We start from the raw sequence: 16380 nt of genomic DNA on the forward strand, positions 1-16380 counted from the left end.
GCGGCCATGGGAACCAGCATGAACTCCGTCGCGGTCACACGGCCGCAGCGCTCCACCACCGCCCGCCGCTGCACGGCGTGCGGGGGCCTCGAATGCCTGTGCCGGCCGCGCTTCTTCGCCGGCCAGCTGCTCACCGAGGAAGACCTGAACCGCCTCGACCACTACATCGTGGCGAAGCACAAGCTGCACAACCGCTACCTGCACGGCTGGGGCGTGGTGTGTGGCCTGGACGTGCAGTGCGACGGCTGCGACAGCGGCTCGGTGATCGTGCGGCAGGGCTACGCCCTCTCGCCCTGTGGCGAGGACGTGGTGGTCTGCGCCGACCAGCGCGTGAACGTGTGCGACCTGATCAACGAGTGTCGCACCGTCACGCAGCCCGACTGCAGCCGCCCCGGGGTGGATGGGGGCTGTGACGAGCCGGTGCAGCAGTGGATCCTCGCCATCTGTTATGCCGAGTCGTCGTCGCGCGGGGTGGCACCGCTGCGATCAGCCGGCTGCGGCTGCGGCGGCACGACGTCCGGCGGGTGCGCCTGCGGTGGGGGCGGGAAGTCCGGTGGGTGCGGCTGTGGTGGTGGTGGTGCGAAGTCCGGCGGCTGTGGCTGCGGCGGTGGCGGCGGCGGGCATTCACACGGCGCGTCGTCGTCCGGCGGCTGTGGCTGTGGCGGCAGCAAGGGCACGGTCGCCACCACCAGCGCCTCGCGCGGGGCGTCGCTGATGCAGTGCGAGAACACCGTCACCTGTGAGACCTTCTCGTTCCGCGTGTACAAGGCACCGAAGGCGCGGGACCGGAAGACGTCGCAGGGCGCCATGGTGGATTCGTTCATGGCCTGCCTGCTGGAGCTGCAGGATGCGCTGCCGCCGGTCAAGCCCACCGGCACCACGCAGCAGGAGCTGCACGAGTGGTGCTGCGAGATGCATGACGCGCTGGCCGACTGGTATTTCGCCAATTCGGGGTACGGCTGCGAGACGGCCCGCCGAGTGGCGGCGATCGCCTGCCCGCAGCCGGGTGACCCGGGGTTCAACGACGCCATCGGCCGCGCCGCGCAGGAGTTCGCGCTGGCCATCCTCGACATCATCATGGCCTGCCTTTGCAAGGCGATGATGCCGCAGTGCCCGGTGGCACCCGCCGATGGCTGCGTGCCGCTGGCGATGGTCACGGTGCGCACCGACGACGGCTGCAGCGTGCAGTCGATCTGCAACTGGACCACCGAGCGCCAGTACGTCCTGACCTTCCCGACCATGGACTACTGGCTGTCGGTGCTGCCGTTCGGCCGCCTGCTGCGCGAGGCGATCGAACGGCTGTGCTGCCGGCCGATGCTGCGCCCGAAGCGCGATTTCGTGCCGGATTCCGATGCCCAGCCGGCCCCGGTGGCGGGCATCGGCGGTGTTGGTGCGATCGGCGTCGGCGCCATCGGCAGTGCGACAGCCGATGCGGCGGGCAACACCACGGGCGGTGCGTGGCGGACAGCCGCCGCGAGCGTCCGGGGCGACGACTACACCGCCAATGCACCGGCCGACAACTTCCGCGCCTCGGCCGCCACCACCGCCGCCAGCCGCGATTTCATGTCACTGGCGTTCCAGGCCCTGCTCACGCGCGAAAAGTCCGATTCCGCCGAGACGCTGGTGCGTGGGTTGATGGGGGATCGCGACGAGAAGGGTGAGCCGGTGTGGTCGAAGACCGAAAGCGACAACGCCCTCCATCGGTTCGTGCTCGACCAGATGGCGAAGCCGATGTTCCGCACCCTCGTCGGCGAGCAGGGACTGTCGGCCATCGGCGGACTGGCCGGAGGCCTGCTCGGTGACGTTGCGGCCGGCGTCATGCGCGGGCCGCGCAGCAGTGCGCCGGCGGACGACGTGCTGGAATCGCTGCAGCGCACGGTCGCGCGCCAGCAGGAGCAGATCGATGAACTGCTGCGGCAGCGCCCGCGCGGCAGGAACAAGTAGCCGGGACCCGCCATGACGACACCGATGCAGACCGACCGGCCGCGCTTCTACGAGCAGCAGTACCTCGACGCCGCCGACCTCAGCGCGCTGGTGGACTACCAGCGCATCGCCCGCGCGCGCCACGACCTGGGGGCACACTCCTGGGGCATCGCCTCGGGCCTGCAGCTCATCGAGAAGCCGGTGAAGAGTGGCGTGGACGTATACCTCCAGCCCGGGTACGCGTGGGACGGGCTCGGGCGCCCGCTCGTCGTGCTCTCGCCGTACCGGATTCCCTCGGAGCTCTTCGCGAGCATCCCGTTCACCGCCGGTGTGGACGACGGCGTGCCACCGGGACGGCTGGTGGAGGTCTGGCTGCAGTTCACCGCCACGCCGCGCGGCGGGCCGGCCGACGGCTTCGAGGCCTGCACCGCGGACGACCAGTCCTCACGGCTCTTCGAGTCGTTCCGCATCGTGGTCGGCGAACGCCCCGCGCACTCCGACCGCCACGTGCCGGTCACCGTCGGCCCCTACACGGTGGACGCCGCGCAGGTGCCGCAGCGCATCGGCGCGGTCACCGACCCGTTGCTGGTGGACGAGTCGATTGCGTACCAGACCTTCCCCGGCACCTGGGACGCGGCGCAGTGGCTGGTGCCGCTCGGCGTGGTGCGGTGGGCGCCGCCGGCGATCCCCACCGACGCCGGCAGCTTCAAGGCGCGTGCGGCGGCGGATCTCGCCGTCAGCGACCAGAAGCGGCGGTACGCGGGTGTGGTGGCCGAGACGGTGGATGCGGCACGCGGATTCGTGCGGATCAGGCCGCGGGATGCGGCGGCCTACGCGCCGACCGTCTGGAACACCGCCACCGACAAGGACCTGCTCTGGGTGGAAGGCAACGCGCGTGTGCAGGGTGATGCCAAGCTGCTCGGCGGACGGCTGATGCTGCGCGACGAGTCGAACGGCGACAGCGGCGGTCCGCTCGCCATCCGCCGTCGCCCGGTGCCGGGGCTCGGCCCGCTCGTCACCGACATCTTCGCGCAGATCGGCAACGCCGATGCGGGGACGAACCGGTTCGTGGTCGGTCCGGTGACTGGCGCGGCCACGCCGGCGGACTTCAAGGAGCGGTTCGTGGTCACGGCGGCGGGTCGCGTTGGCATCGGTGCGCCGATGCCCACCACGGCACCGCTGGTGATCCGCGCACAGGGTGGCAGCGAGGACCTGCTCGCCTTCGAGACGCCCCTCGGTGTGCCGACCTGGAAGCTGAACACGCTCCCAGGTGGCAAGCCGGGACTCAACTTCAGCGAGGGGGGGGCCGATGGCCGGCTGTTCCTGCAGCCCGGCGGTAATGTCGGCATCGGCACCACTGACCCGAAGCACCGGCTGCAGGTGCATGGCGAGGACAATGCGCTGGTGGTGGTGAGTGATGCCGCCGCCGGCGTGGCCGCGAACATCGGCATCGAGCTGCGCACGAAGTCGGCGTCGGGGGTGAGCTACATCGACTTCACCAAGGGCAGCACCGACCTCGCCAACGCCGGCACGCCGGACTTCAGCGGCCGGCTGTCGTTCAACGAGGCGAACACCGGCGCCTTCTCCCTGCGCGGCGGGCGCCTCGGCATCGAGACCACCACGCCGACGAATCGCGTGCACATCGAGGGCAATCTCGGGCTGCGGGTGAACCGGATCTACACCAGCGGTGGCGCGGGCAACGGACCCTCGGTCTGGAGCAGCCTGTCGTTCAACGCCCACCACGACGAGGCCAACGCCGCGTGGGTGTTCCCCGATCCGGCACGACGTGCGGTGACGATCGAGATGGACGACACCGGCGGTGTGCCACGGTTCGACGTCTGGAGCACGACGCTGGCCAACACCACGGGCTGGGTGCGTCGGGTGCACGTCAACGGCGATTCCGGCGACGTGGTGATGAACGACTTCGGGGGGCGGACCGCGATCGGGCCGACACCGGCGCTCTGCCGGCTGCACGTCTCCGGTGACACCAACGGTGACGCCGACCAGGTCACCGCGCACGTGGCCGTGATCGACAACCGCAATGGCGGCAACAGTGCCGACGTGCTGGCCCTGCGCGTCGCCGCCCCGGTCGCCGGGTTCGGGAACAACTTCCTCACCTGCTTCGCCGGCGCCACCGCGGTCGGTTCGATCGAGGGGGACGGCATCGGCGTCTCATTCAACACCACGTCGGCCGACTACGCCGAGTGGCTGCCACGCGACGAGGACGAGCCGGCGATGCAGCCGGGTGATCTCGTGGGCGTGTTTGCAGGGCGCCTGCGCCGTGAGACCGTCGGCGCCGACCAGCTGCTCATCATCTCGACATCGCCGGCCCTGCTCGCGAACACGCCAGCGCGCGACGAGCGCCACCGCTTCGAGCGCGTAGCGATGCTCGGGCAGGTGCCGGTGCGGGTGCGCGGCGCGATCCTCGCCGGCGACGTGATCATCCCCTCCGGCGACGAGGACGGCACCGCCATCGGCGTCGCGGCCACCGAGGCCACGCTCGACGACTTCGCGATGTCGGTGGGGACGGCGTGGGGCGCGGCGAAGGGACCGGGCATCTCGCTCGTGCGCTGCGCCGTCGGGCTGGTCTCGGCGCGCGCCTGGCGGAGCGTCGGGCGTGCGCTGGCGGTGTCACGCGCCACCACCAGCATGCCCGCCGAGCCGGCTCCCGTGCGGGCGCCATCGCCACGCCGGCGCAAGACCGTGAAATGATGCCCCAGCCGCACGCCCCGCGTGCGGTCGCAACCCACACTCGTGCCCTGAACCGGGAAATCCATGCGCCAGCAGCTCGAAACCCGCCTCAACGACCTGCGCACCGAGCTCGAGGCCGGCCGGAAGTTGCAGCACGACCTCGACCTGCGGCAGGAAGAGCTGCGGCAGACGATGCTGCGGATCAGCGGCGCCATCCAGGTGCTCAGCGAGATGCTCGCGGAACAGCAGGCGCCCGCAGCCGGCGCCACCACCTCCCCGGGCGAGGCGGCGGGTTCGTGAGCCACCGCCCCCGGTGTCGCGCGTGATCGCACCGGCCCGCCGCCGCAGCACGCTGCGCGCGCCGCGCATCGCGCAGCGTGTGCTCGTGGCCGCCGACCATCCGGAGCCCGAACGTGTGCGGCGCCGGCTGCACGACGCCTTGCAGGCACACCTGCCGGCCGCATTGCAGGCACGGTTCGCCGCCGCGTCGCACCGGGCGGACGACACGGTCTGGCGCATCCGTCGGCTGGAAATCGACCTGGTGGTGAACGCCTCATGGGAGGAGGCCGACCTGGCCGGCGCATGGGCCACCGAGCTGGCCCGGGCGGTGACGCATGCGATCGAGTCCGGTGCCGACGGCGTGACGGTGATGCGATTCGCGTCGCCCGCGGCGTACCTGGCCAGCTTCCTCACCGACCTCACCAACGGCACCTGCTGGACGAAGTGGTGGTACGGCGACTTCGACGGCCTGCGCATGCTGAGCCGGCCGGACGCGATCCGCACTGCGCTGCTGCGCGACGCCGGCACGGGACTGGCCGCGCTGGCCACCCTCGACACCGCCGACCTGGCACTCGTGACGGCGCAGGTCACGCGCCAGGCCGCCCGGCTGCTGGTCGAGGCACTCGGCGCGACGCTGCCTTCTGCGGATGCGTCCGGCATCGCGGCACTGCTGCTCGAGCGCACACGCCACGTTCCGCCGCCCGCGGAGCGCGACGACGAGGAACGCTGGGTGCTGCGCATGCTGGCCGAGGTGGCGCGCCTGCCGATGGCGGAGCGCAGCCGCGACGTGGTGCCGCTGGCGCGTGCCGTGGCGCGCCTCGCCACGCTCACCGCCGAGGGCGTCGGCCGGCTGCCGGTGATCGCACATGCGCTGCGCCTGGGCGAGGCTGCGGCGCTGCACGCGGTGGCGGGCAGCGGCGACGGTGGCCGGCTGGCTCCCCTCGTCGCCCTGCCGGTCGAGGTGCGCGCCGTGCTGGTGTCGCGGTTCACGACCCCTGGCTCGGACGCCAACGTCGCACAGCACCACGCGGAGCCGGAGCATGAATGGATGCCGGTGGCCGCACCGCTGCTGCTGGCTGACATGGCGCGTGCAATGCCGTTCGAGGAGGTCGCGGACGGGGTGCCCGGCATCGGCGGCGGTGACGACCCGCCCGTGCGCCGCGCCACTGCCGCCGCGCTGCTGCGCCTGTGCGTCTTCGCGACGGCCTGCGGTGGTTGCCACGCGATCCGCGTGCTCGGGGATCCGGTGGCGCGCCGGCTGGCCGGCGTCGGCGTGGATGTGCCTCACTCGGCGCTGCTGGGCTGGATCGCCGGGCGGTCCGCAGGCGACGCGACGCGACTGGAGCGCGCCACAGCGCGATGGCACCAGGCACGCGGTGCGATCGGCTCGGCGAGCTGGATGCTGGTGCAGGCGGCGCCTGGCGATGGTGCACCGGTGACCGTGCTGCTCGATGCGGCGCGTGGGCACTGGCTTGCCGTGCGCGAGGGCGACGGGCCGGACGCCGCGGACGGACTGCACGACTGGATCGACGGGACGGTTGTGGCGCCGGCACCGGCCGCTGTGTTCTGCGCCGATCGCGCGCAGCGTGACGCGCTGCACCTGCGTCACCCTGGACGTGGGTGCGTGATGCTGCCCGGCGTGTCTGGTGCGCCGCCACTCGACGCTGCCGATACCTCCGACGTGGCGCAGGCGCTGCTGCGGCTGGACCGGCTGGGCGATGAGCTCGACTGGATCGCGCTGCCGTCGGTGCTGCAGGTGCCTGCCACGATGGCGCGTGCGTTGCAGGTGGTGGCGCAGGGCATGCTGCGCTCGCTGGCCTGGCGGCTGCCCGGATTCTCACGGGCCACGCTGCCGCACCTGTGGGCCAACTTCCTGTCGGTGGACGCGCAGGTGCTGGTGGAGGAACAGCGCGTGGTGGCCACGCTCTCGCGGCCGCCGCTGGCGATGATCGTGTCGATGACGGGGCTCTTCCACGCGCGCTACTCGCTGCCCTGGATGTCACCGCCGCTGGTGATGCTCTTTCCGGCGGAGGGGGCATGACCGCGCGCCTGTACGACCTGCCGTGGGCCGCCATCGACGCCTGCGCGACGCCGCAGGCGACGGCGTTCGACGCACTGGATCGCCGGCTCGCCGCCGCCGCGCAGCGCGTGCGCGCGCGTGACCAGTGCACGCTGGACGAGCTGCGCGGCATCTCGGTGGGGCATGCGCGGGTGGAGTCGCTGCTCGCGGACGGTCGCCGCGCCCACGCCCGTGGTGCGCTGGCTGGCCCGGACGAGGCGCCGCTCGCCGATGACCTGCTGCTGCACCCGGCGTGGCGTGCCCTGGCTCGCTGGTGCGCACCAGGCGTCGTGGAACGTGAACTCGTCCTGCTGGCGCTGGCCCGCGAGCTGTTCAGCCACTACGAGCCCGTCTTCGGCTACCTGAACGACGACCTCACCCGCCGCTGGCCCACGCGCGCGCTGGCGCTGCAGCTGCTGGCGCGCAGCGAGGCGGAGGCCTCCACGCTCACCGACGCGATGGGACCGGCGTCACCGCTGGTGCAGGCGGGCGTGTTGCGCCTGCTGGACGTGACACCATCGCAGTCGGCATCCTCGGTGGGCGTAGGCGTCACGCCGCTGGCGGTGGCGCTGCTGGGCGACGCGCGCGCGCCGTGGCAGCACCTTCCCGCGGCGGTCCGCGTCGAGGTGGCGCCGGCAGGGGATGGCGGGGACGGGTCATGCCTGTACCGGCTGGACGCGATGCTGGCCGACGGACACGGCGACGGCACGCCGCTGGTGGTGCTGGAAGGGCGCCGCGGATCCGGCCGCACGATGCTCACCCGCGCACTCGCCGCGTCGCGCGGTTGCCCGCTGCTGCACCTGGACCTCGCCGCGCTGCAGTCGCGCGACGCGGTGGGGCAGCTCGCGATGCCCGAGCTGCATTCGGCGATCCGTGATGCGGTGCTGTTCCAGCGCCTGCACGATGCGGTGATCCTCGTGGATGGCATCGATGCCTGGTGTGACGGCGACCCGCAGCCGGCGGGGCGCATGGCACTTCCCGAGGCGCTCACCGATGCGGCGGGGCCGGTGCTGCTGCGCGTGGCGGCCACCACCCGGTGGCACACGCTGCTGCAGCGTCACCGGGTCGCCCGCCTGGCGATGCCCGCGCTCACCGTGGCCGCACGCGCCGCGGTGTGGCGGCGTGCCCTCGCCTCGAGTTCCCTGTCCACGCCGGACGATCACGCGGTGGCGGCGGTGCTCGCGGACCGCTTCGACATCACGCCGGGCGAGGTGCGGCGCGTGGTGACGCAGGTGACCGACGAGCAGCACGCCCACGTCGGCGACGACCTGGCGGCCGACGCTGCGCCGACCGCGCGCCTCGTCGCCGCGCTCTCGCTCGCCACGCGCACGCGCTCCCGCGACGGACTCGGCGCCCTCGCCGTGCTGGCCCCCACACCGCACTCCTGGGACGACCTCGTGTTGCCGGCGAACACCATGCGCCGCCTGCAGGAGTTCACCGCCGCCGTGCGCGACCGCACCATCGTGCTGGACGCGTGGCAGTTCGGGCGCCGCGCCGCCGGCTCGCGGGGCGCGACCGCGCTCTTCGCCGGCGCCTCGGGCACCGGCAAGACGATGGCCTGCAGCGTCATCGCGCGCGAGCTGGGACTCGACCTCTACGTCATCGACCTCTCGGCCGTGGTGAGCAAGTACATCGGCGAGACGGAGAAGAACCTCGACCGCATCTTCCGCGCGGCGCGCGATGCCGGCGCCGTGCTCTTCTTCGACGAGGCCGATGCGCTGTTCGGCAAGCGGTCGGAGGTGAAGGACGCGCACGACCGGTACGCGAACATCGAGGTGGCGTACCTGCTGCAGCAGCTCGATGCGCATGACGGCATCGTGGTGCTGGCCACCAACCTCGCGCGCAACCTGGATGCCGCGTTCTCGCGCCGCATGCGCTACGTGGTGGAGTTTCCGTTGCCCGCCGAGGCGGACCGCCTGCGGCTCTGGCGCGGCGTGCTCCCGCCGCCGGCGCCGCTGGCGGACGACGTGGACCTGCCGTTCCTGGCCGGCGCGTTCAGCATCGCCGGCGGCGACATCCGGAACGTGGCACTCGACGCAGCGTACCTGGCGGCTTCGGAGGGCCTGGGCCGTGAGCCGATCGCGATGCGGCACTTCGTGGTGGCGATGGCGCGGCAGTGCGTGAAGCAGGGGCTCACGCCCTCCGTGGCGCAGTTCCGGCAGTACGCCGGCCTGCTGCCGCGCAACGCCTGAGCGCACGCGGGCTTCACGTGTCATGACGGCGCCCACGCGTACCTTCGCGCCGCAGGTGCGCAAGCCGCCGGATGTCACGCCCGACTCCGCCGTCCTCGATGGCGGGTCGCTCGCGGGGCCGAAGGTGGATGCGGTCACGCCATCACGCCTGGACGCCGATCGCCAGCAGCGCACGCTCGGCAACCTCGCCGTCCTGAAGCAGGGTGGCGATGGTGCCGCTGGCGCCAGGGCCGCGTCACCGGCGCGCGGTGCCGGTGACGCGCTCCGCGATGGTGGAAAGCCGGCCAGCGCGGGAGGCGCTGGCGGCAGTGACGTCGCGGTGTCGCGCGACCAGCTGGCGGCCCCGCCGCGCCCGGTGGCGCTGGAACCACCCGCTGCTGTCACGCCTGCCGCGCCGGAGATTCCGAGCCCCGGTCCCGTCGAGGCGCCGGTGCTGCACCCGACCGGTGTCAGCGCCATCGGCGACGTGCAGCGCGAAGTGTCGAAGGCGGCCAGTGCACTGCCGCGGCTCGACTCGGGGGCCTTCACCGCCGCGCAGGCGGCGCAGCGTGCGCAGGGGTTCCGCCTCGCACGCACCGGCGGCGGGGCACGCGAGGGTGCGCCGTCGCGCGGCGGTGGTGGTGGCGCACAGGAGCCGCAGGGCGACCGGCCGCGTGAGCCGGATCCGGTGCCGGCGCAGACCAAGGCGCTGGTCGAGGTCGGGAAGAAGAAGCTCCCGGATGTGCCACGCTACGGCTTCAACCCCACGCCGTACGGCCGCGTGCCGGTGCTCGGCAGCCGCCCGTTCACGTCGTCGGAGATGCTGGTCCTGAAGAACACCGCCAAGGGTGAACTGGCGGAGGCCCTCGCGAGGGAGGACGGAAAGCGCATCGCTGATCGCAAGGTGCGTGAGGATGCCTTCAACGCCGCGGAAGCGAAGAAGCTCGAGGGTGAGGGCGGGAAGAAGAAGGGCGGGAAGGATACGCCGGCGGCGAAGTTCGAGGACGACGGGCCGAAGACCTACGGCGAGATGCGGCAGATGCTGCTCGACGTGCCGAAGCCGCCCGAGGTGGCCGACCTCGCGAAGAAGAAGGAGAAGGACAAGGCGGTGGCCGAGATCCTGCCTCCGTACCACGAACCGGAGCCGCCACCACCGATCGCCTTCAAGCCGGCGCAGAAGGAGGACATCGGGCGGGCGCTGGCCGGGCTGCGCGCCGAGGGTGGCGTCACGGCTGTGCAGATCCTCAGCGGCATCCGCAAGTCGGTGTACTCGTCCGGGTTGATCGGGCCGGTGCTTGAGTCGGACGCGCCGACGATCGGGCTCTCGCACCTTCCGCAGGTGCGGGCCTCCGTCGACGCCAAGGTCACCGAGCTGCAGAAGGGCGCCGGCATCACCGACCAGGAACTGGAGAAGGCGGTCGCGGCGCGGCGCGAGGAGCTGCGTCGCCTGCGCGAGCAGATGGCGAAGGGCAGCACGCAGGAGGAGATGGACGCGCAGCGTGCTGCAGCCGAGAAGACGAAGAAGGAGGCCGCCGAGGTTGCGGCGAAGAAGGAGGCGGCCGACATCCGCGCCGGCAAGGTGAAGAAGGCCGCGCCGAAGGTGAAGCTCGCCATGGACGTGGATTCGCGGCGCGAACGACTGCTGGGCTACGTGACGAAGGACGTGAGTGACCTCGTGGTCCGCTTCAAGCAGAAGGGCGAGATCCGCGACAGCGTCGTCGCGCGGATGCACAACGACTTCGCCAACGCCTACAAGTTCGCCGCCCAGCAGGACGAGTACGAGATCATCCGCAAGTCAAACGACCCGGTCTCGGCGCGCTTCGGCTTCACCCCGGTCTCCGCCGCCACTGGTGAGGCGCAGGAGAAGCTGGACGAGTGGCTCAAGGCGCGGCTGGCCGACGTGGAGGCGAACAAGAAGGCGCAGAAGGTGCTCGATGACCTCGTGGTCGCCGGCTACCAGGCCGAGGCACGGCAGCTGGGTGACGCCAAGCGCGAGGCGATCCGCGCGTGGGCCGAGAAGCGTTCGGGGAAGAAGCGCACCGCCGAGCAGAAGGCCGCCGACACCGCGCGCGACAAGGCCACGCAGATGCAGGCCGACGCCGCCGCCATCGAGCAGCTCGGGCGGGCCCGCCTCGCGGTGGGCGTGATGAACGACTTCGGCGTGGCGTCCGCCATCGCGGCCGAGGTGCAGAAGGGCAGCGACCGCGCCACGATCATCGCCAACCTGCGGCTCAACGCGGCCCAGCAGGCCATCCTCGACGCCTACCTCACCCCGGGCGAGCCGGGCGACGACCGGGCACTGAGTGCCGTGATGGCCGCCACCCGTGGCCGCATCCAGGCCGAGCTCCAGGGGCCGATCGCCGCTGACATCGAGGCCAGCATCCTCACCGAGTTCGGTGAACGGATGCTCCTGCTGGACCGGATCGGCAATGCGCAGCGCGACGGCTTCTCGGCCATGGATATCGCGCAGAAGGTGCACAAGGCGCTGGATTCGATGGACACCGACGAAGGCACCGTCTACGACAGCCTCGCGAACCTCACCAAGATCCAGGCACAGGCGATCCGGCTCGCCTACAAGGCGCTCTACCCCGGCAAGACGATCGAGGGGGACATGAAGGGTGGTGCGGTCTATGGCATGAGCGGCAACGAGCTGCGTCGTGCGCAGAAGCTCATGGACGCCGACCAGGCCTCCGCCGATGCCATCGGGCACCGCATCGCCCTGAAGGGCAACGAGGGCACCTGGTACAACGCGGTGAACCCGTTCTCCACCGCCGACATCGAGGAGCTGGACAAGATCAACCACGGCAAGTCGCTCGAGGAGCGGCAGGCCGCCGAGGACGCGTACAACGCCATGTACGACGACGCGCTCTCGAACGAGCTCCTCCAGCTGCCGCCGAACGTGCGGGCGGAGAAGGACCCGAAGAAGCGCGCCGAGCTGCTCGCGGAGCACCGCCGGAAGACCTTCGAGAAGTACCGCAAGGACGGCAAGTCGCAGCTGCTCGCGGATGCCGACGAGGAGCTGCAGAAGGACCGTCACAAGCAGCGCTTCCGCTTCTCCGTCGCCGGTGACGACGAATCGGCCGACGCCCTCGCCCTGCGCGACCACCTCCCCACGCCGGCCGAGATCCGGCAGTTCGAGGAGGACATGGCGCGGCAGGGGCACCCCGGCATGGGGAAGCTCGTCACCGGCGACCGGAAGAAGATCGAGGCGATCTACGAGCGGATCCGCACCGAGGCGAAGGCGCGCGGCCAGCGTTCGGGATGGACGCCGGACCAGGTCGAGGCCGAGATCGCGCGGCGGTCGGCCAAGGTGGAGCGCGCGTTCAACCACCACTTCTCGTCGCAGTACGAGAACACCTCCGGCAGCGTGCTGCGCGCCGCGTTCGACACCGGGTTCCGCGAGCATCCCGAGCAGCTGAACCTCGTCAACGCCCTCGCCGACAACGACCTGCGCAAGGCCGACGCCGCGCGCATCATGGTCGAGCACAAGGGCGTCTGGGCCGATGACGACATCGAGAACGCCGTGCTGGCGAAGCAGTACGAGCGCCGGCTGGAACGGGAACGGCAGGTGGCGATGCCGCTGCAGCGCGTGGTCATGGCGCGACAGCTCGTCGAGATGGAGAAGGAGGCGCGGGACGGCGCCTACGCGGCGGCGAAGCAGGCCGGTGCCTCGGAGGCCGAGGCGCGCCAGCGGGCGAAGGCCGCGTGGACGGGGGCCCGCGAATGGGAGGAGCGGGAGCGCCTGCAGCGCGCCGTGGACCGGAGCATCGAGAAGGTCGCCCAGGAGCAGGCGAAGGGGGACATGGACGCCCTCCGCAAGGTGTTCAAGGCCGACTATCATCTCGACCTCGACACCGTCGTCCTCGGCGACACCTCGGGTTACGACAACCAGAAGGCCGCGAAGCTGCTGCAGCAGGGCGGCCACCTCACGCTTGGCCAGACCATGTTCTTCGCGGTGCGCGGCAACGGCACCGACGAGGAGGCGCTCAACGCGCTGAAGGGGCACACCAGCGCCGAGATCGACGAGGCGCGCAAGGAGTTCCGGACGCTGGCGCTGGACGATCGGTGGACGGCGCGCGGCATCCTCAACCGCGCCTGGAGCAGCGAGCCGCACGACGATCTCGACATGGACGCCGAGATCAAGGACGACATCAGCGGGCGGACCGGCTTCGACGTGACGCAGATGCTCAAGGGGGAGCCCGAGACCATCTTCGAGAAGCGGGAGCGGCTGAAGGAGGCGATCGACTGGGAGCGCGAATCCGGTCCGCTGGGTGACTGGCTGGCCGGCGACCAGCAGACCGCACTCGACAGCCAGCTCACCCGGCTCGACGCGACGATCCTGAAGCTCTCGAACCCCGACCTCAGTGCCGAGGAGCGGAAGCTGCAGCTCGGGTTCTTCTCGCAGGACGTCGCCTCGGTGCACGCCGGCATCGAGGCGCACCGGGAGATGCTCGACACCTGGACCGACCGCATCACCACCGTCGTCGGCTTCATCGTCGGCGTGGCCGTCACGATCCTCACCTTCGGTGCGGCCGGCCTGGTGCTGGCTGCCGTGCTCGGGTCGGTGCTGGCCACGGCGTCGACGATCGCGATCAAGGCCGCCATTCTCGGCGCGGCGTACGGCTGGGAGGATCTCTACACCGACATCGCCGTCGGTGTCGTCGACGCCGTGGCGGCTGCCGCGACGGCCGGCATGGGCGAGAAGCTGATCGGCGCCGTGAAGAACGCGGCGGCACCCGCGGCGTCCCGCTTCGCGTTCGGGCGGAGCGTGCAGTGCGCGCTCCAGGGCGGCGGGCGCGCCGCGTTCCTGAACCCGGCCGAGGGGGCCCTGGCCAAGGCCATCCCCAAGAGTGCGATGCTCGAGTCGATGGTCAAGCGCGGCGGGATCTCGAAGATCCTCGCCGTCGGCATGGCCGAGGGGGCCGAGAACCTCGTCGCGAACATCCCGTCGGCCCTCGCCACCAGTGCCCTCGACGACAACAACTACAAGGAGGGGAACTTCATCACCAACGTGCTCGCGGGCACCGCGAAGCAGGCGGGCATGAGCGTGGGCATGGGCCTGGCACTCAAGCCCGTGATGAAGGGTGCGGGCAGCGTGCTGGAGGTGATGGGCAAGGTGAAGGACGCGGCGTTCAAGGGGCAGCCGATACCGCGCTTCGACTCGTTCGAGGTGGTGCGGAGCCGGTATCCCGACATCACCGTGGAGGAGTACTCGAACCTGCGCAAGATGCACGAGAGCGAGGTCGGGATGCGCGACCGCGCCGCGCGCGAGAGCCGCGCCGAGGCGGGCGAGTCGTCACCGGCCGCGCGCGAGGCGGCCCGTGATGCCACCGATGCGGTGCCGTCGAAGGAGCGCCTCGACGTGCCGGATGACGCCACCCTGCGCGGTCGCGGCGGCGACGACGCGGACATGGTGTCACACCGCGCGATGGACGAGGGCCAGGTGCGCGAGCTGCTGCCGGCCGGCATGCGCGAGACGCTCAAGGTGCAGGTGGATCCCACCGCCTCCCCGGACAGCATCAAGGTCGAGCGGGTGAAGCGGCTCGGCGTGATCGTGGGCGTGCAGCTGGTGGTGGGCCCGAAGGCGCGGCCGATGGACGTGCTGGCCCACATCGGCACCGTGCACGCCATGCAGCGCTACGTCGGCGTCACGGGCGCGATCGTGCGCGCGGTGGAGTACGCGCGATCGTGGATCGTGAAGAACGGCCCGCCGCCGTTCGGCACCAAGGCGTGGGAGGCCTGGCACGAGCTGCACAAGCTGCCGCGGATGCTCGAGGACCGTTTCGAGCTGCTGCGGAGCGGGGCGCTGGACCCGAAGGCGCGCGAGGCGATCTTCGCGGACATCGACCGGATCTCGCGGCATGTCGACCACTTCCGTTCCACGCTCGAGATGCGCGACCTGTCGCCGGGCGTCGGCCACATCGCGGCGCCGGGCGAGAAGGCACCGCGCGCGTGGGGGTCGCGCAAGATTCCTCCGTCCGACCGTGGCAATCCTGCGCACGAACGCTTCGACGCCGATCACTCGGCGCTGGCGAAGCGGAAGGAGTACAGCAAGGCCATCTTCGAGCAGGTCGACCGGTCCTGGCGCGAGATGGAAGGGGGCCAGCTGCGGACGTACCGCGTGCTCGAGGTGCGCGACCCGGTCACGCGGGAACTGCTCGTGCGGCGCGAGGAAATCCAGTCCATCGATTCGGCCGGTCAGCCGGTGAAGCACTGGGTGCAGCGGGGTAGCGAGGGCAACGTCACCGGTGAGATCGGCGAGGAGGCGTTCCGGAACCAGTTCCACGCCGACCAGGCCGACAGCAAGCGGCAGGGACAGGTCCTGCTGCCCGCGTCGGTGATCCAGCGGGGCGGCGGCCAGGGTTTCGACGGCGTCATCGTGCACTTCAACGACAAGGGCGTCGCAACGCTCATCCTGGTCGAGGTGAAGAACTACCCCGGCCGCTACGTGCCGCGCGCGGACATCACCGCCATCCGCGAGAACCTGAACGCGAACCTGCGCCATCTCGAGGCACAGCTCAACGACGTGAAGAAGGCGGCCGCGCTGGGCCTGAGCCCCACGCAGGCCGCCGCCGTGCGTGATGCCATCGCGAAGAACCGCATGAAGTTCGAGCTGCAGCTCGGTGACACCACCAACCTCGGCCAGCTCGGTGCCAGCGGCTCGTCCGTCCTGCGCGACGTGCGCGCGGACGTTTCGCGCCGCCGTCGGTTTGCCTTCGACCAGGCGGACGTGACGGCGCAGCGCATGGCCCCGGAGCACATGCGGGCCTCGGAACAGCTGGCCGAGGCCCGGGCGCGCCTCGACAGCCCGGCCGAGCTGCACCGCCTCGCCAAGGGTGACGGCACGGTGCTCACCGCCGCCGGCGTGCGGCGCGCCGAGGCCACCATAACCGCCCAGCGCCAATTGGCCGGCCTGGCCACGACCCCACTGCGTGGCGGCAGCGGTGGTGTGACGTTCCTCGATGCCCAGGACCGCCCGTTCGTGGTGTTCGCGCCCGAGCGGGGCGCCAGCGGCGCCGCGATCGCCGCGGACCTTGGCCGCACGCTGCGGGACACGCGTGGCGGGCCCGATCCCCGGACGCACGTTATCCTTGACGAGACCCACCTGTCCGCGCCGGAACGGGTCGCGGTGCAGCAGGAACTCGCGCGGCTCGCCGCGATCCAGCCGGAACTCGACCTCGGCCTCGTGGTGGTCGTGAATGTCTCGACGGGCACCGCCGCCCGACTGAAGCTGGCCACGCCATGACCGCGCCCCCG

General features: G+C 71.5%; 6 protein-coding genes. All 6 read left to right on the plus strand.

Annotated features, from left to right (window positions below; translation table 11 throughout):
* Positions 1-18: 18 nt before the first annotated feature.
* Positions 19-1944, plus strand: coding sequence for a hypothetical protein (locus tag IT355_06120; GenBank protein ID MCC7052825.1), 1926 nt, complete (start codon positions 19-21; stop codon positions 1942-1944).
* Positions 1945-1956: 12 nt separating this feature from the next.
* Positions 1957-4635 carry a hypothetical protein gene (locus IT355_06125; protein ID MCC7052826.1) on the plus strand — a complete coding sequence of 893 codons (2679 nt, stop codon included), beginning with the start codon at positions 1957-1959 and terminating at the stop codon, positions 4633-4635.
* A gap of 63 nt (positions 4636-4698) precedes the next feature.
* On the plus strand, positions 4699-4914 hold the full coding sequence (locus IT355_06130; protein MCC7052827.1) for a hypothetical protein: 216 nt from the start codon (positions 4699-4701) through the stop codon (positions 4912-4914).
* Positions 4915-4936: 22 nt separating this feature from the next.
* Complete coding sequence (locus IT355_06135; GenBank protein ID MCC7052828.1) at positions 4937-6934, plus strand: hypothetical protein; 1998 nt, start codon at positions 4937-4939, stop codon at positions 6932-6934.
* Complete coding sequence (locus tag IT355_06140) at positions 6931-9144, plus strand: ATP-binding protein (GenBank protein MCC7052829.1); 2214 nt, start codon at positions 6931-6933, stop codon at positions 9142-9144. The genes IT355_06135 and IT355_06140 overlap by 4 nt, the downstream gene beginning before the upstream one ends.
* A 22-nt stretch (positions 9145-9166) precedes the next feature.
* Positions 9167-16369: a hypothetical protein gene (locus IT355_06145; GenBank protein ID MCC7052830.1), complete on the plus strand. Its 7203-nt coding sequence runs from the start codon at positions 9167-9169 to the stop codon at positions 16367-16369.
* Positions 16370-16380 lie beyond the last annotated feature (11 nt).

This window comes from Gemmatimonadaceae bacterium (assembly GCA_020851035.1).
Lineage (GTDB): Bacteria > Gemmatimonadota > Gemmatimonadetes > Gemmatimonadales > Gemmatimonadaceae > JACMLX01.